The sequence below is a fragment of the Nodosilinea sp. LEGE 06152 genome (assembly GCF_015207525.1).
GTDB lineage: Bacteria > Cyanobacteriota > Cyanobacteriia > Phormidesmidales > Phormidesmidaceae > Nodosilinea.
This window is the reverse complement of record NZ_JADEWR010000018.1, coordinates 214,387-237,408: the sequence shown is the minus strand read 5'-3', so window position 1 is coordinate 237,408 and position 23,022 is coordinate 214,387. Positions and strand designations below refer to the sequence as shown.

Genomic DNA, 23,022 nt, shown 5'->3' with positions numbered 1-23,022 from the left:
TACGGAGTCACAGGCTCCTGGCGATTTTTCGAGTTTTATCCTTAAAGGTGCGGCGACCCAAGCTACACGCGGTTTGCTTAACCTAGGGTGGGACGGTCTGCCACACTTTTTAAGATACAAGGGTGGGCACTGCCCACCATTGGGGAAACTATTTTCCAGAAGTCACCTAAAGCGAGCCAGTGGGTGGGTGCAAACAGCCTGGACCTTTAAAGTGGCTGTCTCACCGAGGTTTGCATGGGGAAAATGACGGATTGCAGCAAAGGGTTAATGTGCAAGGTGTAAGGTTTAAGGCAGGTCTTTGATCCGCGTTTCTCACCTATCTTTCTGTAGCTTTTGCAGTCGATGGCCATGACCCTCACCCAGGTTTGGGGTGCTTTCTTAATTTTTGTGCTGTCGCCCATCGTGGGCGGGTTGCCCCTGACAGGATGGTCAACGCGGCTACTGTCGGGGCAGCGACTGCGGCGGGTGGGCACGGGCAACGTAGGCGTGTCGGCAGCGTTTTACCACGGCGGCAAGCTGGCGGGCATTGTGGCGGTGCTGCTGGAGGCGGCCAAGGGCATTGGGGTGGTGCTGCTGGCCCGGTACTACTTCCCGACGGAGCCAGTATGGGAGATTATTGCCCTGATTGGGCTGGTCATGGGGCGCTACTGGTTTGCCAAGGGAGCGGGCACCACCAATGTGGTGTGGGGCGTTGCGGTCTACGACTGGCCCACGGCGCTGCTGACATTTATGCTCAGCGGGCTGGGGTTTACTATTTTTCGCGAGCGGCGGCAGGGTCGGCTGCTGTCGCTGGTGCTGCTGCCACTGATTACGGCCCTGCGCCACCAAGACGGGGCGCTGGTGTTGGCAATGACCTGCCTCAGCGTGCTGATCGCCTGGATCTATCAAAAACTGCCCGACGATTTAGATTTGCCTGACGACGAAGGACGATTGGAGTCTCGCACCATGTTTCGTTTTTTTCGCGGCGATCGCGGTCTAGTTGCCCTTGACCAACCTCTAGATGCCGCTAAGTTTGGCCACAAAGCCGCCACCCTGGGCCAGCTGCGGGCCTGGGGCTACCCGGTGCCCCGCGGCTACGTGCTACCCGCTGGAGATGACCCGACGGCGCTGCTGGCGATCGCAGAACCCTCTCCCACGCAGCCTTTAGCGGTGCGCTCCTCAGCTCTGGATGAAGACATGGGCACCGCTTCGGCGGCGGGGGTGTACCAATCGTTTCTCAATATCACCGACCAGGAAGGGCTGGCAGCGGCGATCGTGCGCGTGTTTTCGTCCTACAACGCCCCCCGAGCCAAGGAATATCGGCAGAGCCAGGGGCTGCCCGAGCAGGGTTTGGCGGTAATTGTGCAGCAGCAGGTGCAGGGGCAGTTTTCGGGGGTGGCCTTTAGCCGCGACCCGATCGCCCGCTGTGGCGACGCAGTGGTGATTGAAGCGCTACCCGGTGGGGCCGACCAGGTGGTGGGCGGCCAGGTGACCCCTGAGCAGTATCGGGTGCTGGTGCAGCCCGACGACGTGCCGCCTTTAGCAGAGATTGCCGAGGCCGACTGGCAGCTCTCTGAGGCGCTGACGCTAACGGTGGAGGGCGAGGGGCAAACGCCGTCGCGGCTGTTGCAGCAGGTGGCCTACCTGGCTCGCCACCTGGAGAGCCGCTACCAGGGGGTGCCCCAAGACATTGAGTGGACCTACGACGGCGAAACGCTGTGGCTGCTGCAGAGCCGCCCCATTACCACCCTGCACCCGCTGTGGACGCGCAAGATTGCCGCTGAGGTGATTCCCGGTACCATTCGACCCCTCACCTGGTCGATCAATCGGCCCCTGACCTGCGGCGTGTGGGGCGAGATTTTTACGGTGGTGCTGGGCGATCGCGCCCAGGGCCTCGACTTTGAAGAAACGGCCACCCTGCACCATGCCCACGCCTACTTCAACGCCACGCTGCTAGGCGATATTTTTAAGCGCATGGGCCTGCCGCCTGAGAGTCTGGAGTTTTTGACCCGAGGGGCAAAGTTTAGCCGCCCGCCGCTGAAATCCACTCTGCGCAACCTGCCCGGTCTGCTGCGGCTGGTGGGCCGCGAGCTGAAGCTAGAGCAAGAATTTGCCCAGGAAAATAGCGATCGCTTTGCTCCCGCCCTGCAATCACTGGCGGATACCCCTAGCAACACATTGAACTCGGTGGACCTGCTCAACCGCGTCGAAGCTATCCTCGACCTTTTAAAGCGTGTCACCTACTACAACATTCTCGGCCCGCTCAGCTTCGCCCTGCGCCGCGCCCTCTTCAAAGTGCCGGAAGAGAGCCTGAACCCGATGCAAAATGCCGAAATTGCGGCGCTGGATGCCCTGAGGGCGATCGCTCAAGACATTCGCCAAACCCTCTCCACTCCAGAGCTAAACCGCATTACCGACAGCTCATCGCTGATGACCGCCCTGGCCGAAAGCACCGACGGCGAAGCTTTGCTAAAGGAAATGGATCAGTTTATTGCCCAGTACGGCTACCTCAGCCCGGTCGGCACCGACATTGCCGTCGCTACCTGGCAGGAAAATCCTGGCCCCGTGCGCGAGCTGCTGGCCCAGTTTGTGAAACAACCGCCCCCACCGAAAACGGCCTCAGCCTCGGCCCCAAGCGGCAAAGCCGCCCTGGTCCAGCAGCGGCTCGATCTAAAGGGACAGGTCAACACAATCTACAACCAGCTGCTGGCCGAATTGCGCTGGAGCATTCTGGCCCTGGCAACCCAGTGGCAGGAACAACGCCATTTGCAGGAGCGCGACGACATTTTCTTTCTCACCCTCCAAGACATTCAGACCCTGGTGAAGGGGGATGCTGCGCCTAACTGGGCCATGGTGCGGGGAAAAATTGGCGATCGCAAAGCTCAGTATGACCAGGACAAGCACCTGCCCACCGTGCCCTACCTGGTATTTGGCAACGAGCCCCCCAGCCGCGATCTGCCGCTGATGCCGAGTGCAACGGTGCAGCAAAAGCTTTCGGGCATTGGGGCCAGTGCGGGCATCATGGCTGGCCCAGTGCTGGTGATGACTCAGCTAGAAACGGTCGCCACCGAGGGACCATTTATTCTCGTGGTGCCCTACACCGATGCGGGCTGGGCACCGTTGCTTGCCCGCGCCCAGGGGCTAATCGCCGAAGTCGGCGGTCGGCTCTCCCACGGCGCAATCATTGCCAGGGAATACGGCATTCCGGCCGTTATGGATGTCACCAACGCCACCCAGCGCCTGCACAGCGGCCAGTGGGTTCGGCTCAACGGCGAGACCGGCACCGTAGAGGTGCTGGACCCTGCCACCCATCAGCCTCCCGCCCTTGAACCTGGCCAAGACTAGCCCCTTGACCAAAGCACCTATACCGACCGACCGATGCCGACCTGAGGAGAAACGCTTGGCAAATTAGTACAATTGCACTATTGTTAGTAATGCAATCGCACTGTTGCAGGTTTTAGCTCCCTAATTTTTGCGGCTATGAATGGTCATCAAGGCGGGGCGCAAGCCCTCAGCTGGATTGTTGCGTTGAGCGTGGGCGTCGGCATCATGGCAGAGTTAAGTCAATCTACCCCCCAGGTTATTGCTGAAGAACAGGTGGCGGCCGTAGAGGCTACCCCGGCTAACCCCTGGGCTGGGGCTTCATTTCCGCTCGAAAAATTTACGGCCTATACTTCTCCCTTTGGCTACCGGCAGCACCCAATGGGCGGCCACCGCTTCCACTACGGGCTGGATCTGGCTGCTCCCATGGGCAGCTATATTCGCAGCTGGTGGGCGGGTAAAGTCATTCAGGTGTCAGACAACACCGCCTGTGGTACCTCAGCGATTATTCAATCGGGCAATTGGACCCACATTTACTGCCACATGGTCGGCCACATAGTGATCGAGAAAGAAGGCGGGCGCGTGCTGGTCGATCGCGACGGCGGCATTGAGCTGCGCCAGGGGCAAATGGTGACCTCGGGCCAGCGCATTGGCCGCGTGGGCATGACCGGCAGCACCACCGGGCCGCACCTGCACTGGGGCCTCAAGTACGACGGGGTTTGGGTAGACCCTGCCCTGGTGATCAAGGCCGGGTTCGACTATCAGCAGCTACAGACGGCGCAGGCCGCAAATTAGCCCCTGGCAAACCTGGGTTAGAAACGCTAGATCTAGGGTTTCTAGGGTGTCGGTGAGCTGGTGGTAGTGGGGATTGCGCAGATAGGCCGTGTCAGTAATCAAAATCGCGGGGTAGCCCAAATCCCAAAAGGGCACATGGTCGCTGCGCCGCGTATCGGGCACGGCTTGGCCCTGGTTGACCACGGGCAGCCACTGGCTGGGCACTCCAGCCGTGCGAAAGCCTCGCCACAGCCGCACCATGGTGGGAATGCTCTGCCACGGCCCAATCTGGGCAATATAGTTGCCGCGATCGGGATAGAAACGCTCTATCCCCGGTGGATACTGCTGGGAGTGGGGCTGGTGACAGCAGTAGCCCAGCATTTCGAGCGACAGCATCAGTCCTAGAGGCTCGCCCTGGTCATGTAAGGCTTGGGCATAGTGGCGACTGCCGACAAACCCCAGCTCTTCGAGGTCAAAGGCGGCCAGGCGCAGGGGCGATCGCCCCGGTTGTTGAGCAAAGGCGCGGGCTAGCTCCAGCAGCACGGCTACTCCGGTGGCGTTGTCGTCAGCCCCAGGGGAACCGGGCACCGAGTCGTAGTGGGCACCGACCAGAATAGGCGGGCGGTGCGAGTTTTGCCCCGGCAGGTTCAGGATCCAGTTGGTGAAAGACTGCCCCTGAAAGTCAAAGCTGTGGGCCGTCACCTCGCCCCAGCGCGAGAACTCCTGCTGAATGTACTGCTGGACAAAAAAGTGTTGGGCCGAGGCCAAGAACGGGTTGCGATCGCGTGCCACCTGCTCCAAATGAGCCAGTAGGCGCGTCTGTAGGGCCGTATCGCTCCAAGTATCGCTCAAGGGGTTCACCTAGGCAGGCTTTTGAAAACCCTTAGCCACGTCGGATAGGTTTTTGCGGGGCAGCAGTCGGGTCGCCAGCGACAGTATTTTGTTGGTGGTGCCGTGCACAGCGGTGCGCTGCCCTTTCTCCATTGCGTTGTAGGCGTAGAGGGCTACATCGGCGGAGGTGGGCAGGTTGCCCTCAAACAGCTTTACATCCTTGACCTCGGCCCGTTCTTGAAACTCAGACTGGGTAGGGCCAGGGCAGAGGGCGGTGGCGGTTACCCCGGTACCCTCCAGTTCTGCTGCGATCGCGTGGGTAAACGACAGCACGTAGGCTTTGCTGGCGTAGTACACCGCCATGTATGGCCCCGGCAAAAATGCGGCGGTCGAGGCCACATTGAGAATGCGGCCCTGGCCCTGGGCAATCATTTTGGGCAAGTACAGTCGGCTCAGGTGAGTGAGGGCAACAATATTGAGCTGAAGCATGGCGTTTTGCTTCTCCCAGCCCGATTCGACAAAGGAGGTCAAATCGCCGAACCCGGCATTGTTGATCAAAGCGTAGGGGGTAATGCCCTTGAACTCGGTCCAGTCAAAAAACTGCTGGCGGGTATCGGCGTCGGTGAGGTCGCCCCGGTAGGTCGACACCAGGACGCCGTGGGCCGCTTCTAGCTCGGCCTTTAGCTCTAGCAGGCGTTCTTCGCGGCGGGCAATCAGCACCAGATCGTGGTGGTGAGCAGCACAGACCTTGGCCAGCTCATAGCCAATGCCGCTAGATGCACCGGTAATCAGAATTGGCTTTGCCATCGTTTGCCCCTGAAACTAAATTCGGCTTGATTCTAACGAATCGCGGCAGGAGCCGTGCGATCGCGCCGCGACTGAATCTCCAGGTACACCAGCAGGGCGTTGACGTCGGCAGGGTTGACGCCGCCAATGCGCGAGGCCTGACCGATAGTGAGCGGTTTGACCTGGGTAAGCTTTTCGCGCGCTTCTTTTGAAAGCGTATCGATCGCCATATAGTCGAGGGTTTCGGGCAGCTTGCGGCCGGTATTCTTGGCCACCTGGTCAATCTGGTTTTGCTGCCGCTGAATGTAGCCCGAGTATTTGATATCAATCTCGGCTCCTTCTTTTTCTTCGCGCATCAGCTCAGGATTATCCAAGCCGTAGCGCTCCAGATCGCCGTAGTGGAAGCCGGGGCGGCGCAGCAAATCGGCCAGGGTAATCGAGCCTTTGATGCGCTGGTCGGTATCGGCGGCAATCCGCTGCCCCAGCTCGTCGTGCTCCTTAACGCGGGTTTCGCTGAGGCGATCTTTTTCGGCGGCAATGTTGGTGTACTTGCGGGTGAAAATCTCCCAGCGGCGATCGTCAATTAGCCCAATTTCGCGGCCTAGCGGGGTCAGGCGCTGGTCGGCATTGTCCGATCGCAGCAGCAGCCGATACTCCGAGCGCGAGGTCAGCATTCGGTAGGGCTCCCGCAGATCCTTCGTGCAGAGATCGTCCAGCAGCGTGCCCATGTAGCTCTGCTCACGGGGCAGCACCAGCATCTCCTGGCCCCGCACCAGCCGGGCCGCATTTACCCCAGCCACAAAGCCCTGGGCCGCCGCCTCTTCGTAGCCGGTGGTGCCGTTGACCTGCCCGGCGCAAAACAACCCCTCCACCCGCTTGGTCATCAGGGTGGGGTAGCACTGGGTGGCGGGCAGGTAGTCGTACTCCACGGCGTAGGCGGGCCGCAGCATAGCGCAGTGCTCTAGCCCCGGCAGGGTGCGCAGCATGGCAAGTTGGAGCGTTTCGGGCAGCCCGGTCGAAAAGCCCTGCACGTAGATTTCTGGAATGTCGCGCCCCTCCGGCTCCAGAAAAATCTGGTGACTGTCTTTATCGGCAAAGCGAACGATTTTGTCCTCGATGCTGGGGCAGTAGCGGGGACCTTTGGAATCGACCCAGCCGCCGTAGATCGGCGACAGGTGCAGGTTGTCGCGGATGAGCTGGTGAGTGGCGGCGGTGGTGCGGGTGAGGTGGCAGGGCATTTGCTCGCGCTCGACCCAGGCCTCAGGGTCAAAGCTAAACCAGCGGGCATCCTCGTCGCCGGGCTGCGGCTCCAGCACATCAAAATTGATCGAGCGGCGATCGACCCGCGCAGGGGTGCCCGTTTTGAGCCGCCCGGTCTCAAAGCCCAGCTGGTTGAGGGTGTCGGTCAGGCCGGTGGCAGCAAACTCTCCGGCTCGCCCTGCCGCCATCGATTTATCGCCAATCCAGATAGTGCCGCCGAGGAAGGTGCCGGTGGTCAAAATCACCGCTCTGCACCTGAAGGCCGTGCCAAAGTAGGTGGTGACTCCCACCACTTCGTCGTTGGCACCGAGCACCAGATCGGTCACCATGCCCTCGCGAATGACCAGGTTCGGCTGGTTTTCGACGATGGTTTTCATCACGGCGGCGTATTCGCGCTTGTCGGTTTGCGCCCGCAGTGCCCACACGGCGGGGCCGCGCGAGTTGTTGAGCACGCGCTTTTGCAGATAGGTGCGATCGGCCATTTTGCCAATTTCGCCACCCAGGGCATCGACCTCGTGGGTGAGCTGTGACTTGGCCGGGCCGCCCACGGCAGGGTTGCAGGGCTGCCAGGCGATTTTGTCGAGGTTGAGAGTGATCATCAGCGTGCGACAGCCCAGGCGCGCCGAGGCCAAAGCCGCCTCGCAGCCCGAGTGGCCGCCACCGACGACCACCACGTCGTATTCGTCGAGAAAGTCAACGGAACCTGAAACACTCATGCCAGCTGCACAACCACTACACCGCCTAACCTATCAATCTTAGCGGGTTAGCAAGAGGTTCTTGAGGAGCGGCAGCGGCAGGGATGGCTACCAGCTGTCGGCACCGCTGCCGCTTAGCCAACCGTCCAGGTCGCGGCTGGCCTTGGCCACGTTAAACAGGTGCAGGCCAAAATCGCGGGAGAGGTCTTCGCACACCTTGATGCCTCGGTAGCTGTTGCCCTTGGCGTCGAGCGGCGGCGAGAAGGTGCCAATGCCCAGCTTGCCGGGGGCCAGGGCGGTAATGCCGCCCCCCACGCCGCTCTTGGCGGGCAGACCCACCCGGTATACCCACTCGCCGGAATAGTCGTACATACCGCAGGTGAGCATGACGCTGATTACGTCCTGCACATAGTGCTCGTCCAGGGCACGCTCGCCGGTCACCGGGTTGATGCCGCCGTTGGCTAGGGTCGCCGCCATCATGGCCAGGTCTTTGGCGTTGACCATAATCGAGCACTGCTGAAAGTAGAGGTCGAGGGTTTCGTCGACGCGATCGGTGACCATGCCAAAGTTGAGCATCAGGTAGGCGATCGCCCGATTGCGAAACCCCGTCGCCTTCTCAGAGAGAAACACCGGCACGTTCACGTCCAGGTCGCGCCCGGTGTAGCGCTTAAACATAGCCAGCATGCGCTTCAGCCGCTCGGTGGCGCTGTCACCCTTGATCAAATCCGCGGTGGCGATCGCCCCGGCATTCACCATGGGGTTGTAGGGGCGATTGGTGACCTCATCCAGCACAATGGCGTTAAAGGCTTCCCCCGTTGGCTCGACGCTGACCTTGCTGTTGACGTAGTCGCGCCCGTGGTCTTCGAGGGCCAAACCGTAGACAAAGGCCTTGGAGATCGACTGAATGGTGAACAGCTGGTCGCAGTCGCCCACCTCAAACACCTGGCCTTCGCGAGTGACTACGCAGATGCCAAACCAGTGCGGGTCGGCCAGGGCCAGCTCAGGAATATAGTCGGCCACCGCACCGTCTAGGGCACCCTGATACCGCTCGTGCAGGTCGTTTAGGTACTGCCGAAAGGGCGAAGCGACCGCCTGAATCGAACTGGCCAGGGACGAAAAATCACCTTTACTCATCGCTATCTACCCCTCTGCCGTAATTTGAGCGGCAACCTTGGCAAATTCTCGGCTCACCGGATGGCCAGGAAACTTTGTGCAAAAAACGCCCTCGCTGGCCAGCTGCACCACCTCCTCCGACAGCGGAAAGATACCGGCCACGGGTGCCCCATAGGTTTCTTCGACCTTTTGCCTTAGAACATCAAAATTCAGGGAACTGTAGGCCTTGTTGATGGCCAGCAGCATTCTGCGCACGTTTAGCTGGCGGGCAATATCGATGGTGACGGCGGTGCCCTGGTAGTCTTGCTTATCGGGCCGCAAAATCAGAATCAGCACGTGGGAAATGGCAATGGAGAGAAAGGTCTCCTTTGACAGGCCAGGATGAGTATCGATAAACAGATAGTCAAGCTCCAGGGCCTTGACCAGCTTGCGAAAGCCGTCGTTGAGCAGCTTGACGTCGTAGCCGTCCTTCAGCACCCGAGCAATATCGTCGGCTTTAACGCTGGAGGGCACCAAAAAGAGACGGCCCGCTTCAGCGATTCCGGCGGCACCACCCACGTCGTAGGCCGCCTCTTCGATGGTTGCCTCCCCCCAGAGGTAGCTGTTGAGGGTTATGGGTGCCTGCTCAGGTTCGAGGCTAAAAATGTTGTGAATGCCCGGTGACGGCACGTCGGTATCTACTACGCCGACTCGGTGGCCCTGCACGGCCAGGGTAGTGGCCAGGTTAGCGGTAAAGTTTGACTTGCCAGTGCCACCCCGGTAGGAGTGAATTGAGACAACCTTAGGCATAGATACAGCGATCGCCGTCGAGGACGGCAGGCACAGCAACGACCCCTGGAGACTACCAAGCCTAAGCCGCCCGATTTTGTAGCCGCCCCCACCAATTTCGCCTCAAACCGCGCTTTCCTCGTTAAGAATCATGGCGCTAGAACCCTGGTGCTAGATAGAGCCGGTCAAGCTAGCCCAGGCCTCGCTTGAGGGTAGCGGCGATCGCGGCCACCAGCTCATCGACCTCAGACTCCAGGGTCAGGTAGTGGGTGCAGGCGCGCACGCAGTTAGGCGCTTGCAGGGTGCGCAGGTAAACATGCTGGGTCTCTAGCTCATCGACCAGGCGCTTGTGCCACGCGGGCGAAGGCTCACCCTGCTCCAGCACCCAAAACGACACCAAGCCAGAGTCGGGCGGGCTCTGTCGCACAGTGCGAATTTGAGGCAGGTCTTGCAGCTGTGACCACAGCCGCTGGGCGAGTTCTACCAGGCGCTGGTAGCGCTGGGGCGCAGTTCCCCAGTCGGTCTGGTGGGCGATCGCCGCCCGCAGCCCCGCCAGCAGTGGGTAGTTCGATGTTGCCACCTCGTAGCGCTGGCCATTGGGCTTCCAGCCGGTGGGGTTGGCGGCGGCATCGGTGGTAATGCCGCGCCAGCCAATGAAGGTGGGTGCCAGGTGCTCTCGGGCCTCAGGACGCACGTACAGCCCGCCCAAACCCGCCGGGCCGCACCACCACTTGTGGCCGGTAAAGGCGTAGAAATCGACTTCCAGCGACGGTAGATCGAGCGGCAGCGACCCGACCGACTGGGCCGCGTCCACCAGCGTCAGCACCGGGCTAGGGCGATCGCGACAGACCTGCACAATGCGCTCCAGGGGCAGCACCTGACCCGTATTCCAAAAAATATGACTGATTACCAACAGCCGGGTGTTGGGTTGCAGGTGCTGGGCCACCGCCGCTGGGTCGCCGCCATTAACAGTTTCAAGCAGCGGGCAAAGGCTATAGGTGACCCCAAAGCGGCGGCAAATTTCCTGTACCGCAGCAATAATGCCGGGATGCTCGCAGTCCGACAGCAGCATGTGATCCCCGGCCTGCCAGGCAATGCCCCAGAGGGGAATGTTGCAGCCCACGGTGACGTCTTCGGTGAGGGTAATGGTGTCGGCGGTGGTGCCCAGTTCAGCCGCGATCGCCGCGCGTGTTTGGGCTGCCTCAGCCGTTACCCACTGGTTAGCCGCCCCAGAAAATGGCCCCAATTCCTGAACCCGCTGATGGGCCGCAAAAATAGCCGCTAAGGTACTCTGAGCCATCGGTCCCTGGCCGCCATAGTTAAAGTACTGTTTGCCCACCAGGGCCGGAAACGAGTGACGATGGCTGAGTAGGCGATCGAGCGTTGCAGAAGACGAAGAGTAAGTCACGCTGAGGAGAGATAAAGGGGGAACGTTTCAACCCTATACCAACCGCGCTCGGTTGGCTGACCAGTTGTAGCAACCGCTTCTTGGCTCAGGACCCAGCAACGGCGGGATGCACAGATAGTTGGAGGGGCGGCTGCGAGCCAGCCAACATCCCAGCTTAGGTTGAGATACCTGATCCTAACGAAACTAGCCGATCAGTCCTGTAGCTTGGGCCAGTGCGCGGCTGTCTTAGAGCTAAATCGACTTTCCCGCCCCCAAGCAACCCGGCAGCAGTGCCATTGCCCCGTCATTGCCCCCTTTCCCGGAATACCCCGATAGGGTATAACATGCTAAGGGTGAGCATAGGTACTGTTGAATCGTCTTTTTAGACGTCCTATGGGCTTAACTCCAAGCATGAACAGCAACTCAACACAGCATTACACAGCTAGCGGTCAGCGACAGGGGTCGCTAGGGCTAGCTGTGACAAGTTGTAGGCTTGAGGGTTCCAGGCTCGACTGGGGCAACGGCACGACGTTGCCTCGGCTTCAGCAGCAGCCATACCTCTCTTTGTTCTCTAGCACTTGCCCCACAACTCGCTTTGTCTGCTAGCTACCCCCTGCCATCGCGTTCGAGTTCAGGGGGTGGCCCGCAAAGCCCCCTGAGGTTGGCCGCTGACTTGACAACCTACTCGCAACCATCCATTCGCTGGCTCACCGATGACGTGCTGTTTCACTACCAGCGCTGTGGTCGGCGGGCCTTTTTAGATCTCTACGGCGATCGCGACCAGCAAGCCCCCCCCTCCGACTACCTACTCAAACTGCGTCAGGATAGCCTGGCTCACCGCGAGCGAGTGCTCGAAGACTACTACCCCCTCTACCGGCCCGACTTTCCCTCCGGCGACTGGGCCGCCGGGGCCAGCGCCACACTAGACCTAATGGCCGAGGGTGTCGAGGCCATTCGCCAGGGGGTGCTGGCCACGCCCTCAGCGGTAGACGGGGTGCAGTTGGTCAGCCAGCCCGATCTGCTAATCAAGCAGCCCGGCTGGTCGTGCTGGGGCGACTGGGTCTACGTGCCCATCGATATTAAGCTGGGCAAAAAGCCCAAGCTCGACTACCAGGTGGTAGCTGCATACCACGCCTACGTGCTCTCGCGGGTGCAGGGCGTCTGGCCCGATGCCAGTTATTTGGCCCTGCGCGGCGGTCAAATGTACAGCATCGATCTGGGGCGGCTGGTACCCAAGCTGCAAACCGTACTCAACGACTGCCTGATCGATCTGCGATCGCCTACCGCGCCAGAACTGTTCATTTCCCACAGTCGCTGCGACCTGTGCCACTGGTTTAACCACTGCTACACCGAAGCCCAGGCGACTCGCCATCTCTCGCTGCTGCCCGGCGTTACCCCTGCCCGCTACGAGCTACTCAAACAGCACCACCTGACCACCGTCGCCGCACTGGCCCAGGCTAGCCCCGCCCATCTGGCTCCCCTGCCGGGCTTTGGCGAGCAGGTGGCCGAAAAGCTGGTGCATCAGGCCCAGGCCCTAATTGATAACCGCGCTATTCCCCGCAGTGCTCCCCATGCTCCCCACGGCTTTCCGCTGTGGCCCGAAGATTTACCCGAGGGGGAGGTCGAGCTGTACTTTGACATCGAAGCCGCCCCCGACCAAAACCTGATCTATCTACACGGGGTACTGGTGGTCAACCATCGCACGGGCGAGACCAACTTCCACGCCCTATTAGCCGAAAACCACCGCGAAGAGCGCCGCGCCTGGAACGATTTTCTCGACCTGGTGCACACCTACCCCCACGCTCCGGTCTATCATTTCTGCCCCTATGAGGCCCAGACCGTGCGCAAGCTGGGACAGCTCTACGGCACTCCCCACCGCCAAACTGAGGCCCTGCTCGACCGCTTCTTCGACGTGCACAAATGTATAACCGACGGCGTCACCCTGCCAATCGAAAGCTACGCCCTCAAGCACATCGCCCGCTGGATGGGCTTTGACTGGCGCGACGAGGGGGCCAATGGGGCACAGTCGATCTGCTGGTACAACGCCTGGGCCGAAACCGGCGATCGCAGCTACCTAGAGGCCATCCTGCGCTACAACGAAGACGACTGCCGCGCCACCTACCACATCAAAGACTGGCTGGTAAAATTCGCCGAACCCTACTGGGCCAGGCTCTACCAAAGCATTGGCTAATGTCTGTTCCCCACACACTCCTATTAAGCCTTAGACGGCCCATAGGAAGCTTTGCTGGCGCTGCAGGCGGTCCATGCGTTAGTACAGGTTCGACCGTAGGGGCATTGCAGTGCAACGCCCCTGCCAGAGGATTCCGCTTGTCAAGTGTTCTAGCTAAATAACTGCTGCAATAGCGCTACTGGGGAACCGAACTGTGGGCCCCCAAAATTTCGGCCAGGCCAGGTACGGCCCCAGCCACATCCCCTTTGACCGACTGGCGCAGCTTGTTGTAAGACGATCGCACCAGCCCGTTGTCGGTTTTGGCAATTCGCCTATCGGTCACGCCCAAAATCACCTCGGCCGTCTGGGTCTGATTCTGGCTCAGGTGGGCCACCGGGTCACCCGCCTGTAGCCCCTCAGCCCACATGGGCTCTAGGGCATTCACCACCTCGGGCAAAATACGCTCAATGGCCCCCGGAATGTAGCCTGGCCCAGCTCCTTTCACCACACCATAGGCCGCTTTGAGCGCCATACCGCCCAGCCCGCCCTTGGCCGCCACCTGGCGATCGATCAGCAGGGCGCAGTCGTTGACAACGCTAGCCTTGACAGCCTTGTCGTTCAAAATATCGCTTAAGCCCATAGCTATGCCTGTCTAAATAACAATTCTTGTACTGCACTAAATTTTCTATAGCCCAGCAGCTAAATCAGCATTCCCCACCGCAGGTTCGAGATTGCTTAACAAGACTATAAACTTTGCCAGAGCAAACCGGTTTTGTAGCCCCTGAGCCAAAGGTATCTTACCTAAACTGTGGCCTAGCCCAGCTGGCTCAGATCCACAACCCAGGTTTGGCCATCAACTTCAACGCGATCGCCCGCTACCAACTTGCGCCCGCGCCGAGTTTCTACCTCGCCATTTACGTTCACCTCGCCGTCTTGAATCATCAGTTTGGCTTGGCCTCCCGTGCCCACCACCTGCATCTGTTTCAAAAATTGGTCAAGCTTAATGTAATCAATACTGGGCATAGCGCTATCCGAGAAATACTTAGATGAATGACAGAGCAATAGAAAGTCTTCAACTCCGGAGGCAGGCCCACCCCTTAAACTCAAAGGAAGGGCACTCAAAGTTCAGAAGGGTGTTCATAAACCAAATCAAGTCCAGAAGTGGGGTTCTACCTGTGGGAAAACTACAGATCCCGAGCTGGACTTGGTATATCACTGCTACCAGCGGAGGAGCACGATGTTGAGTAATCACCAACTCCTGCAAGAGCTTAGACAAAAGCAAGAGCAGCTAGAGCATTTTCGCCGTGCTGCCGGTCAGCCGCTTCAGACCTTGTTAGACCAGTACGATTGGGGCATCGTCACGGGCGCAGGGCATGGCGGCCTGTCGCTGGTTACCCTACGTTTTGATCACCGCATCGCTCTCGACAACCCCTTTCTGCTGGCCCTGGCTGAAGAGGCCGAGCGCACCTGGGGACCCGTAGATTTTGCCCTCTTCTCCGGAGAATCGCAAGATCCGGTGCGGGTACTGAGCCGTACGCTGCTCGATCGCCGGTGGCGGTGGCGGCAGTCAAGCCGTTAGACCGTCAGATCCACAAGTTTTTTACCGCTGATACCCAATCCACATCATACAACCCCTACTCGACCCAGGCCCAACGGCATTTGCCCTGCCAGATAGGGGATAACTAGGCAGAACATGGTAGGCGTACAAGTCGCTAAGTTGTGAGTCACCGTGATTGGCGCTTAGTAACTCAGCTTGAGGGCGTTCACTGGTACCTCTTCCCAGGTTTCCACTGTGCGAATTTGGGCTACCCACCCCGCTGCCCTTTGCTCCTCGCTCAGGTTCTCCTTAAACGAGCGGTGGCAGGCTTGAGCCTGGGCTTCGTCAACGCAGGCAATGCAGGAGTAGATAATTCCTGACGGATCAATTTGTTCGTTGACCCAAATCATGGGCGATCGCCTCTAGATAGTCCCAGCCGACTCTAGCATTGTTGGTTACGTCAGGCTCAGGAAGCCGCCATTTGAGGTGCGCCTACGCTCACAACCGTTTGCCGTAGCTCCGCGATCGCCTGTAGCTGATAGTCGTTGACTTCCTGAAGTTTAGTCACTCCGCCAGCCAGGTTATCCAACGACTGTCGCAGCCCGTTCACGCTCTCCTGGGCGGGGTTGAGCAACTCCTCGCAGACTGCTAGCTTGCCCATTACACCGGCCAAATCGCGCTGCTGCTGGCGCAGGTCACTCTCAAAAGCCTCCACCTCAGTGCGCTGGCTCGCCAATCCGGCCTCAGTAGCTTCGATGTCTCGCTTCAGCTGGCTAATGCCGTCATGCAGCCGCTTCACCTCAGTCTCTAGCGCTTGAATCGTGTCGGTGGTCTGCTGCCGCTGACCATCAATGGTGTTGAGCAGTGGCTCCAGGTCAACGGCGCTAACCGGCGTTTCTTCTACCGTCAGGCCCTGTCGCCGCCGCAGCACAGCCTGATGCTGGCTCAGCACTTCCTCGCGCTCAAGCAGGTTGCGCCGCTGACCCACCAGGGTTTCGTTGAGCATTTGAGAACGGTCTTGCTCCTCCTCTAGCTCAGTTTCTAGCTGTAGTCGGTCAAACTCACTAGCCTGCTCAATTCTAAGCTTGAGCTCATCGATCGCCTGCTGCTCCAGAGTTAGCTCTTCCTCCTGGTCAGAGACAAACCGCGACATTTTCTCCAGGTCTTTTTCTAGATCGCCCACCATGGCCTGAAGCTGGTCGAGATCCATCGCCTCTAGGGCCGCCACATCGACCTTTTTGCTCAGCCGTACTTTGTCGGTGGTGTTGAGCAGGTCGTAGATTTTTTGGTGCAGGTTCGCCTGAGCTTGCAGCGTCTCTGACAAAGCCTGAATCTGATCTTGATGGTTTTTTATCGCCTGCTGCCGTAGCTTCAGATCCTCGCGTTTGGCCATCAAACTGGTTTCGGCCTGACGCCAGTCGGCCCAGCGCTGCTCTAGCTGACTGGCCTGCTGGTCTAACTCCTGCTGGCGCTGCTCTAGCCCCTGGCGCTGGTTTTCGAGCGCCTGTCGGTAGTCGCCCAGCAGTCCCTGGTGATAGTTCAGCCCATCGGTAGCGTGGTTGAGCGGGTCGCGCAGGGCTTCTATGGGCATTACCGCCTCAGTTAGGCGGTTGAGCGCACCCTGTAGGGTAGCCACCTGTTCTGGGTCTAGCCCCGCAGCGCCACCACCCTCGGCCCGCTGCTCCTCAAGACGGCGCATCTCGCCATTCAGGTGGGCCCAAGCCCCTTCTAGATCTGTATTTTTACGGCTGAGTTCCTCCTGCTGCTGCTCCAGGCTCTGACGCAGCTGTTCCAGCTCCTGGCGCTGGGCATCGAGTTGTTCAAGGTCGGCTTCGGCCTGTTCGACCTGCTCCTGACGAGCCTCTAGCTCTAGTTCGCGACGGTTTAGCTCCTGGCTTTGAAAGGTCAGCGATTGCTTCCACTGCTCAATTTCTTCTTCCTGAGTCTTAGATTTTTTGCTCAGATTTGAGAAGTTTTGCAGAATGCTAGTCAGAGTGCGCCCAGCTTCGTAGTGGCGCTGAATCTGTCGACTGCCGCTGACTTCTAGCATCACCAGCGCACCAGCGTTGTACGAGGCGTCGTCAGGGGCGGTTAGAGACTCTTCTCCGGTTACAGCACTCCAGCTGTGCTCACTGCGCTGGCAGGCAAGCAGCTTAAACTCGGGCTTGCCGCTGCCAATAAACCCGGTCTTTTTCTGGACTTCTGCTAGGTACAGCACGCTGGTGGTCCTCGTGGCTTAGAACGTCGATTTTAGGAAAGTAAATCTGATGCAGTAATTTTAAAGACTCAGTAGAGAGATGGGGGAAAATATTAGGAGTAAGTTTTGGATAGAGGAAGTGGGCTGCCTGTCTACGTAAACGCTTCAGGGCTCGGTTTAATGTGTTGTAATACACCATGAACTTAGTCTGGGTCTGTTCGGAACTCTACTCAGAGATCCTGCACCCCAATCTGCTACCCATCCTAGCCTTACTCTGAAGTTCTCAACCTACCGCCCCCCTTGCCGCAAAGCCCAAGACCCAGCGGTCTGAGCCCAAGCAAGAGCGTAGCCTTTTCCCCAAAGCCAGATCACCCAAACAGGGCAACCTCTCAAACCATCGTGAACTGCGATCGCCCATCCCTCGCCCCCATCCTTCAACCCTGAGGGATATTCGGTGGGGATGTCAGCGCTACTGCCAAAGCTAACAGGAATCTTAGCTAATTTTAGGCCGGTAAAACCGCAAGTTCTAGCAACCTACTCTAACCAGGCCGCACCCCTGACACACGCTTGTCCCTAGAATGCCCAAAAATCCGGCAGATCAGCAGGTGACACGGAACCTTGCCGGTGGAATATCCCCAGCAAAGCGCTCTATACTAGGGAGCAAGATCGTGAGCTATAGCCTCAGTCCGTGCTCTGCCCCTAGTTACGCCGACGCGCCTCGACCAAATGCGCCTCAACACCTGAGTTTGCCCTCGATTTACCGCTCCCGGCTCTATCGCCACAGAGTGCCAACCAAACTCGCAGGACTCAAAGGTAGGAGCGGGTCTCCAATTAGGGCATGCTGACTTCAAACTCACACACTATGACCTGGTCAGCCAGGTGCCGTTCCCATCTTTGGGTTGCCTCATGCAGGGTTATCTGTCAGAAATTGATATTCGCAGCATTTTGCAGCTCATTGAGCTAGGGCAGCGCACGGGTGAGCTGTACCTAGAAAGCTACGGTAGCGGCAGCAGTCAGCCCATGGGTCAGCCCTTTGATGGGGCCCTAACTATCCCCGACCCACCCTCGTGGCTGGTGTTTTTGGCCAATGGGCAGCTAGTTTACGCGGGTACCACTGACAACAAGCTCGATCGCCTGCGCGACCATCTACACCGCTACGGCATTGATCATTCACTGCCCGACCCCGGCACCACGGCAGCGATCGCCGCCTTTAACTCCCTGGAATACGGTACTCTGTGGGCGCTTCTGGAGCAGCATGTTATTACTCCCGACCAGGGCCGCACCATTCTGAGCCACATGGTGCACGAAACGCTGTTTGACCTACTCAGCCTGCACCACGGTGCCTTTGTATTTCAGCTCAGCTCAGCCCTTAGCCCCCAACTCATGACCCACGCCATCAGCGACCTGGTGGCCGGCATGACGCAACAGATACAAACTTGGCACCAGCTACACCCTCACCTGCAATCGCCGGATCAGTGCCCGGTACTATTGGCCCCTGAGGCCTTTCGCGCCAGCGTATCCAATCAGGTCTACCAGCGCATGGTCACCTGGATGGACGGCAAAACCTCAATTCGGCGCATTGGCCGCTACCTCAACCGAGACCTGTTGAGCGTGGCCCGCAGCCTGGTTCCCGCTATTCAGCAGGGGCAGATTAGCCTGGTGTACAACACCGCTGCTGAGGTAGGCCCAGCACCCAGCACCCAGCGCCCAGGGCGCGATCGCCTGCCCCGTATTGTCTGCGTAGACGACAGCGCCACTGTGCGTCAGGCCGTGGAGCGCATTCTCGATGGTCATGGCTATGAGGCCACCTCCATTGGTAACCCTCTTAAAGCCCTGGGGTTGTTGTTTCAGCTGCAGCCCAACCTGATTCTCTGCGACATTACCATGCCCGAGCTCGACGGCTACGAGCTGTGCGCGATGCTCAGGCACTCCAGCGCCTTTCGACAAACCCCCATCGTCATGCTCACGGGCAAAGACGGCTTTTTAGACCGGGTCAAAGCCAGAATGGTAGGGGCTACCGACTATCTCACCAAACCCTTTGGCCCTGGGGAACTGCTGGCACTCGTTGAAAAGTACGTTGGCCCTGGCGACCTCAACCGCCCTCGCCCCGACACGCTGCTGGCTGAAGCGATCGAAGATGAATTCGACATCGACTTCAGCCAAGCATCCCTGCCCCGGTAGCATTACCCAGTAACATTCCTTAGTCTAAACAGGGTTTTTGCATCAATTCCGATCAGATTCGCCATAATCTAAACAACTAGATTGATTAATTTATCTAAACCGACAGCATCCTTTGCGTTTGAGGGTACTTTAGAGTCACAGGTTTGGAGGGTTCAGAAGCCGCGTACGACGCAGTTAGCCTTCACTCTAAGCCTCCGATACCGGTAGTAGCTAAACCTCTAGCTACCGGTTTACCCCTGGCCATTCAGCAGGCCTTTTGAACCAACCTATGAGCACAGTTCTGGTGGTAGAAGACAGCGTCCCTCAGCGGGAAATGATTACCGAGCTCCTACGAGGCATTGGCCTCCAAGTCACCGTTGCCAACGACGGCATGGAAGCCCTAGAGCAAATGCAGAGCCACCGCCCCGACATGGTTGTACTCGACATTGTTATGCCCCGTATGAATGGCTATGAGCTGTGCCGTCGCATTAAGGCCAATCCCTCTACTCAAAATGTGCCAGTGGTCATGTGCTCTTCTAAGGGTGAAGAGTTCGATCGCTACTGGGGTATGAAACAGGGAGCAGACGCCTATATTGCTAAGCCGTTTCAGCCCACTGAGCTAGTGGGTACGGTCAAGCAGCTTCTCAGGGCATAGTGCAGCGGCCTATTCATATTTATATGGGGTATTTAGACGGCAGGGCATTGGACCACAGGGCATTACGCAACGAGACAGGCAACGAGAGGGATAACGTATAACGGTGCTATGGTAGGCAATCCTGATTTTCTCACCCAGACTGGGCAAGACCAAGATCCAGAGCTTCAAGAGCTGGAAACACCCGATGGCGAGCTATTCTTGCGCTTTTTTGTCACCGCCGAAGACGAGTTTGCGCTGCCCGCTACAGGCATTCGCCGCATTATTGAGCAGCCCCCCGATCGCATTACGCCCATCCCCAACGTATCGCACCTGCTGCTAGGCACTCTAAACGAGCAGGGGCGGGTGGTATGGGTAGCCGACCTGGGCCAATTTTTGGGGTATTCATCGGTGCTCAACACCGATCGTCCTGAGATCTCGGTCATCGCCATTGAAGATCAGGGAACTATGTTAGGCTTGGCCGTTAACCGAATTGTCGGCACCCGCTGGCTCAACCCTGATAAAACTCAGGTTTCTGACAGTAGCCCGGATACGATGGCACCATTTTTGCGCGGTGAATGGGTTATCGACACTGAGGAAAATAAAACCCTCAGACTGCTCGACCACGTTGCTGTTATTCGTTCAGCTCGCTGGGCTACCTAGGCCTAGCTCATCCTTACCCCCTTAGGACACTCGCACCGGCAGGAGAAGACCATGGCTTCAGGCATTGATTACTCTCAAGCCTATCAAAAGGCAGAAAGAGCCTATGTACAGGGCAACTACCCAGAGGCTGCAGCCGTAATCGATCAGCTGGCTGCCGACTATCCCGAAGACCCCAGCGTGCTGCTGCTGCGGGGCCACATCTATTGCTATGGCCTGCAGCGGTACGAAGTGGCCGCCGCCCAGTACAGCGCGGTGCTCGATCTGACCTCTGAACCAGAGTATGTCGACTACGCCAGCAACGGCCTCGACTACGCCAACCAGTTTGCCTCCGAAGCGTCCGAAGCGTCCGTTGGCTACGGCACCGATACCGGAGACACCTTCTTTGATGCCGGGGCCGGGGTCTCCCTATCTATGGACTTAGAGAGCGGCCTTGGGGCAACGGGGGCAGGCGTGCCCGACAGCCATCTAGATCTAGGGGATATGAGTCTAGAGGACGATCTGCCCGCCTCGATCGCAGCCGGTGCCCCGGGTGCCAGCGCCCTGGCCGACCCCTTTGCCACCGATCCCTTCAGTAACAACGACCCCTTTGCGATCGCCCCGGGCGACAACGGCCCTAGTTTTGGGGTTGATTCTAAGGGAAGCAGCTGGTCAGAGAGCCAGGACGATATCGACGACATTACCTTTGATGACGACGCCTCGTTTGATTCTTTGGAGGTAAGTGACGCCGACGACCCCTTTGGGGCGACACCTGAGAGCTACGGCGACCCCTACAGCAGCGTTGGCCTAGCCGCCGCCGATCTAGATACAGGCTGGCCTCCCGCTGATGACGGCGGTGATGATATGACGGTGTTTGCCCCCGAACCCGACCTGCTCAATGACGACCTCGACACCGCTGGCGATAGCCTCGGTGGTGACTATGACGTCTATGTGGACAACGGCTACAGGCCAGAGATAGAGGACAGCGGTCAACCCAGCAGTAACGTCGACTTCCTAGACGAATTTAGTGATTTCGACGACCTGGGCAATCTGCCCGATTTTGAGCTGTCAGACAGCTCCGCCGGGTTTACCACGCCGTCGGTAGGCAGCTCAGGGCTAACTTCAACCGACGACAACAGCGGCTACAGCAGCGGTACCTCGGCCTTTGATCTCAGCGATATCAACGATCAGGCAATCATTAGCGATGACGATATTTTCAGCATTGCTGGGGCCACCGATAGCCTGCCTGTCTTCACCCAAACCGACAGTCACGATGTCGAAGCGGTTTCCACCGAACAGGACTGGCTGGGCTTTTTAGATAATGCTCCCCTGCCGACCAAAGAGCTGATGGTGGCCGTGGCTGCCGGGGTGGCCTCAGCCCTAGCAGTGGGCGTGATTAACTTTGCGGCCTCTACCCTGCAACCGGGGCGATCTATGCCCAAGGTGGTGCACGCCGCCATGGCGCTGGCGGGAGGGGCAGCGGGGTTTGGTGCCGCCCTGGGAGCAGGGCATTTAGCCCATCGCCAGATTAGGCGCAGCGTTGACGACCTGCAGCACCAGTTTGACACCGTAATTAAGGGAAATTTGACGGCCCGAGCAACGGTGTTTACCGAAGATGAGTTTGGCCGTTTGGCCAGCAGCTTCAACAAAATGTCGCGGGTGATCTTAACTACAACCAGTGAGGCCCAGCGCAAAGCTCAGGAACAAGAGCAGGCTAAGGAAGACCTGCAGCGCCAGGTAATTCGCCTACTCGACGACGTGGAAGGGGCGGCCAGAGGCGACCTGACCGTGCAGGCCGAGGTCACCGCCGACGTGCTGGGGGCCGTAGCCGACTCGTTTAACCTCACCATTCAAAACCTGCGGGAGATTGTGGAGCAGGTGAGCGTGGCGGCACGCCAGGTGAGTAAGGGCTCAACCGAAAACGAGATTTTTGCTCGTAGCCTGTCAGCAGACGCGCTACGCCAGGCCGAGGAGCTGGCGGTGACGCTGAACTCAGTGCAGGTGATGACCGACTCGATTCAGCGGGTGGCCGAGAGCGCTCGCGAGGCGGAAGAAGTGGCGCGTACGGCGTCATCGACCGCGCTCAAGGGGGGTGAGTCGGTGGAGCGCACTGTAGCGGGCATTCTCGAGATTCGCGAAACGGTGGCGGAAACCACTCGCAAGGTGAAGCGCCTGGCCGAGTCTTCCCAAGAAATTTCCAAAATTGTGGCGTTGATTTCGCAGATTGCCTCCCGCACCAACCTGCTGGCCCTCAACGCCAGTATTGAGGCGGCCCGCGCTGGGGAGGCCGGTCGCGGCTTCGCCATTGTGGCGGATGAAGTACGACAGCTTGCCGATCGCGCCGCCAAGGCATCCAAGGAAATTGAGCAGATCGTGCTGCAAATTCAGAGTGAGACCGGCGGGGTAATGACCGCGATGGAAGAGGGCACCCAGCAGGTGATCGAGGGTACTCGCCTGGCCGAGCAGGCGAAGCGATCGCTGGAGGACATTATTCAGGTGTCGAACCGTATTGACGTGCTGGTGCGATCGATTACCGCCGATACGGTGGAGCAAACCGAAACCTCGCGCGCGGTGGCCCAGGTCATGCAATCGGTAGAACTAACCGCTCAGGAGACCTCCCAGGAGGCCCAGCGGGTGTCAGGGTCGCTGCAAAACCTGGTGGGGGTTGCCCGCGATCTGCTGACCTCGGTGGAGCGCTTTAAGGTGGAAAAATCGGATAGCTAGGTGCAGTTCAGCCCAACGGGAGTGAGCCAGTCAAGGTAGAAAAGCATTCA

At 58.9% G+C, this 23,022-nt stretch carries 18 protein-coding genes; 8 read left to right on the top strand and 10 right to left on the bottom strand.

Annotated features, from left to right (window positions below):
* Nucleotides 1–348 precede the first annotated feature (348 nt).
* Together IQ265_RS22020 and IQ265_RS22015 are read left to right on the top strand one after the other, a co-directional pair.
* Entirely contained in the window at nt 349–3,324 is a 2,976-nt protein-coding gene (locus IQ265_RS22020; protein ID WP_194057546.1) for a glycerol-3-phosphate acyltransferase, read from the top strand.
* A gap of 135 nt (nt 3,325–3,459) precedes the next feature.
* Nucleotides 3,460–4,095 (top strand): M23 family metallopeptidase, encoded by a 636-nt coding sequence (locus IQ265_RS22015; protein WP_194057544.1) that lies wholly within the window; start codon nt 3,460–3,462, stop codon nt 4,093–4,095.
* Here the strand turns inward: IQ265_RS22015 and IQ265_RS22010 are convergent.
* From IQ265_RS22010 to IQ265_RS21985, 6 genes are all read right to left on the bottom strand, one after another.
* Nucleotides 4,069–4,926, bottom strand: coding sequence for a M28 family peptidase (locus IQ265_RS22010; RefSeq protein WP_194057542.1), 858 nt, complete (start codon nt 4,924–4,926; stop codon nt 4,069–4,071). The two genes, IQ265_RS22015 and IQ265_RS22010, sit on opposite strands and share 27 nt — an antisense overlap.
* A 9-nt stretch (nt 4,927–4,935) precedes the next feature.
* A complete protein-coding gene (locus IQ265_RS22005) occupies nt 4,936–5,712 on the bottom strand; it encodes an SDR family oxidoreductase (protein ID WP_194057540.1) in 777 nt (258 codons plus the stop codon).
* A 32-nt stretch (nt 5,713–5,744) separates the two neighbouring features.
* Nucleotides 5,745–7,667 carry a tRNA uridine-5-carboxymethylaminomethyl(34) synthesis enzyme MnmG gene (mnmG, locus tag IQ265_RS22000; RefSeq protein WP_194057538.1) on the bottom strand — a complete coding sequence of 641 codons (1,923 nt, stop codon included), beginning with the start codon at nt 7,665–7,667 and terminating at the stop codon, nt 5,745–5,747.
* 87 nt (nt 7,668–7,754) lie between these two features.
* On the bottom strand, nt 7,755–8,780 hold the full coding sequence (gene glsA / locus IQ265_RS21995) for a glutaminase A (protein WP_194057536.1): 1,026 nt from the start codon (nt 8,778–8,780) through the stop codon (nt 7,755–7,757).
* A gap of 6 nt (nt 8,781–8,786) precedes the next feature.
* Entirely contained in the window at nt 8,787–9,548 is a 762-nt protein-coding gene (locus IQ265_RS21990; protein WP_194057534.1) for a MinD/ParA family protein, read from the bottom strand.
* A 169-nt stretch (nt 9,549–9,717) separates the two neighbouring features.
* A complete protein-coding gene (locus tag IQ265_RS21985) occupies nt 9,718–10,935 on the bottom strand; it encodes an aminotransferase class V-fold PLP-dependent enzyme (protein ID WP_194057532.1) in 1,218 nt (405 codons plus the stop codon).
* A gap of 652 nt (nt 10,936–11,587) precedes the next feature.
* Here IQ265_RS21985 and IQ265_RS21980 point away from each other — a divergent pair.
* Nucleotides 11,588–13,105: a TM0106 family RecB-like putative nuclease gene (locus IQ265_RS21980; protein WP_228038277.1), complete on the top strand. Its 1,518-nt coding sequence runs from the start codon at nt 11,588–11,590 to the stop codon at nt 13,103–13,105.
* Between the two features lie 175 nt (nt 13,106–13,280).
* Here the strand turns inward: IQ265_RS21980 and IQ265_RS21975 are convergent, their stop codons facing one another.
* Both IQ265_RS21975 and yaaA read right to left on the bottom strand, forming a co-directional pair.
* Complete coding sequence (locus IQ265_RS21975; protein ID WP_194057530.1) at nt 13,281–13,724, bottom strand: hypothetical protein; 444 nt, start codon at nt 13,722–13,724, stop codon at nt 13,281–13,283.
* A 173-nt stretch (nt 13,725–13,897) separates the two neighbouring features.
* On the bottom strand, nt 13,898–14,107 hold the full coding sequence (gene yaaA / locus IQ265_RS21970; protein WP_194057528.1) for a S4 domain-containing protein YaaA: 210 nt from the start codon (nt 14,105–14,107) through the stop codon (nt 13,898–13,900).
* 214 nt (nt 14,108–14,321) lie between these two features.
* Between yaaA and IQ265_RS21965 the strand changes: the two genes are divergently transcribed.
* Entirely contained in the window at nt 14,322–14,663 is a 342-nt protein-coding gene (locus tag IQ265_RS21965; RefSeq protein WP_194057517.1) for a hypothetical protein, read from the top strand.
* A gap of 161 nt (nt 14,664–14,824) precedes the next feature.
* Here IQ265_RS21965 and IQ265_RS21960 read toward each other — a convergent pair whose 3' ends face one another.
* Both IQ265_RS21960 and hmpF read right to left on the bottom strand, forming a co-directional pair.
* A complete protein-coding gene (locus IQ265_RS21960) occupies nt 14,825–15,031 on the bottom strand; it encodes a glycogen debranching protein (RefSeq protein ID WP_194057515.1) in 207 nt (68 codons plus the stop codon).
* A gap of 56 nt (nt 15,032–15,087) precedes the next feature.
* Nucleotides 15,088–16,839: a pilus motility taxis protein HmpF gene (hmpF, locus tag IQ265_RS21955; RefSeq protein ID WP_194057514.1), complete on the bottom strand. Its 1,752-nt coding sequence runs from the start codon at nt 16,837–16,839 to the stop codon at nt 15,088–15,090.
* A gap of 885 nt (nt 16,840–17,724) precedes the next feature.
* Here hmpF and IQ265_RS21950 point away from each other — a divergent pair.
* The 4 genes from IQ265_RS21950 (at nt 17,725) to IQ265_RS21935 (ending at nt 22,972) form a co-directional block, all read left to right on the top strand.
* Entirely contained in the window at nt 17,725–18,999 is a 1,275-nt protein-coding gene (locus IQ265_RS21950) for a response regulator (RefSeq protein WP_194057513.1), read from the top strand.
* Between the two features lie 268 nt (nt 19,000–19,267).
* Nucleotides 19,268–19,633: a response regulator gene (locus IQ265_RS21945; protein WP_194057511.1), complete on the top strand. Its 366-nt coding sequence runs from the start codon at nt 19,268–19,270 to the stop codon at nt 19,631–19,633.
* 108 nt (nt 19,634–19,741) lie between these two features.
* Entirely contained in the window at nt 19,742–20,272 is a 531-nt protein-coding gene (locus tag IQ265_RS21940) for a chemotaxis protein CheW (RefSeq protein ID WP_194057509.1), read from the top strand.
* Nucleotides 20,273–20,323: 51 nt separating this feature from the next.
* On the top strand, nt 20,324–22,972 hold the full coding sequence (locus IQ265_RS21935; RefSeq protein WP_194057507.1) for a methyl-accepting chemotaxis protein: 2,649 nt from the start codon (nt 20,324–20,326) through the stop codon (nt 22,970–22,972).
* Nucleotides 22,973–23,022: the final 50 nt, after the last annotated feature.

Excerpts from the sequence above, each read along its gene's own strand:
- IQ265_RS21990 (WP_194057534.1), bottom strand. The coding sequence starts at position 9,548 with ATGCCTAAGGTTGTCTCAATTCACTCCTACCGGGGTGGCACTGGCAAG.
- IQ265_RS21975 (WP_194057530.1), bottom strand. The coding sequence starts at position 13,724 with ATGGGCTTAAGCGATATTTTGAACGACAAGGCTGTCAAGGCTAGCGTT.
- IQ265_RS21965 (WP_194057517.1), top strand. The coding sequence starts at position 14,322 with ATGTTGAGTAATCACCAACTCCTGCAAGAGCTTAGACAAAAGCAAGAG.
- IQ265_RS21935 (WP_194057507.1), top strand. The coding sequence starts at position 20,324 with ATGGCTTCAGGCATTGATTACTCTCAAGCCTATCAAAAGGCAGAAAGA.
- IQ265_RS21950 (WP_194057513.1), top strand. The coding sequence starts at position 17,725 with ATGCAGGGTTATCTGTCAGAAATTGATATTCGCAGCATTTTGCAGCTC.
- IQ265_RS21945 (WP_194057511.1), top strand. The coding sequence starts at position 19,268 with ATGAGCACAGTTCTGGTGGTAGAAGACAGCGTCCCTCAGCGGGAAATG.
- IQ265_RS22020 (WP_194057546.1), top strand. The coding sequence starts at position 349 with ATGACCCTCACCCAGGTTTGGGGTGCTTTCTTAATTTTTGTGCTGTCG.
- yaaA (WP_194057528.1), bottom strand. The coding sequence starts at position 14,107 with ATGCCCAGTATTGATTACATTAAGCTTGACCAATTTTTGAAACAGATG.
- mnmG (WP_194057538.1), bottom strand. The coding sequence starts at position 7,667 with ATGAGTGTTTCAGGTTCCGTTGACTTTCTCGACGAATACGACGTGGTG.
- IQ265_RS21940 (WP_194057509.1), top strand. The coding sequence starts at position 19,742 with ATGGTAGGCAATCCTGATTTTCTCACCCAGACTGGGCAAGACCAAGAT.
- glsA (WP_194057536.1), bottom strand. The coding sequence starts at position 8,780 with ATGAGTAAAGGTGATTTTTCGTCCCTGGCCAGTTCGATTCAGGCGGTC.
- IQ265_RS22015 (WP_194057544.1), top strand. The coding sequence starts at position 3,460 with ATGAATGGTCATCAAGGCGGGGCGCAAGCCCTCAGCTGGATTGTTGCG.
- IQ265_RS22005 (WP_194057540.1), bottom strand. The coding sequence starts at position 5,712 with ATGGCAAAGCCAATTCTGATTACCGGTGCATCTAGCGGCATTGGCTAT.
- IQ265_RS21960 (WP_194057515.1), bottom strand. The coding sequence starts at position 15,031 with ATGATTTGGGTCAACGAACAAATTGATCCGTCAGGAATTATCTACTCC.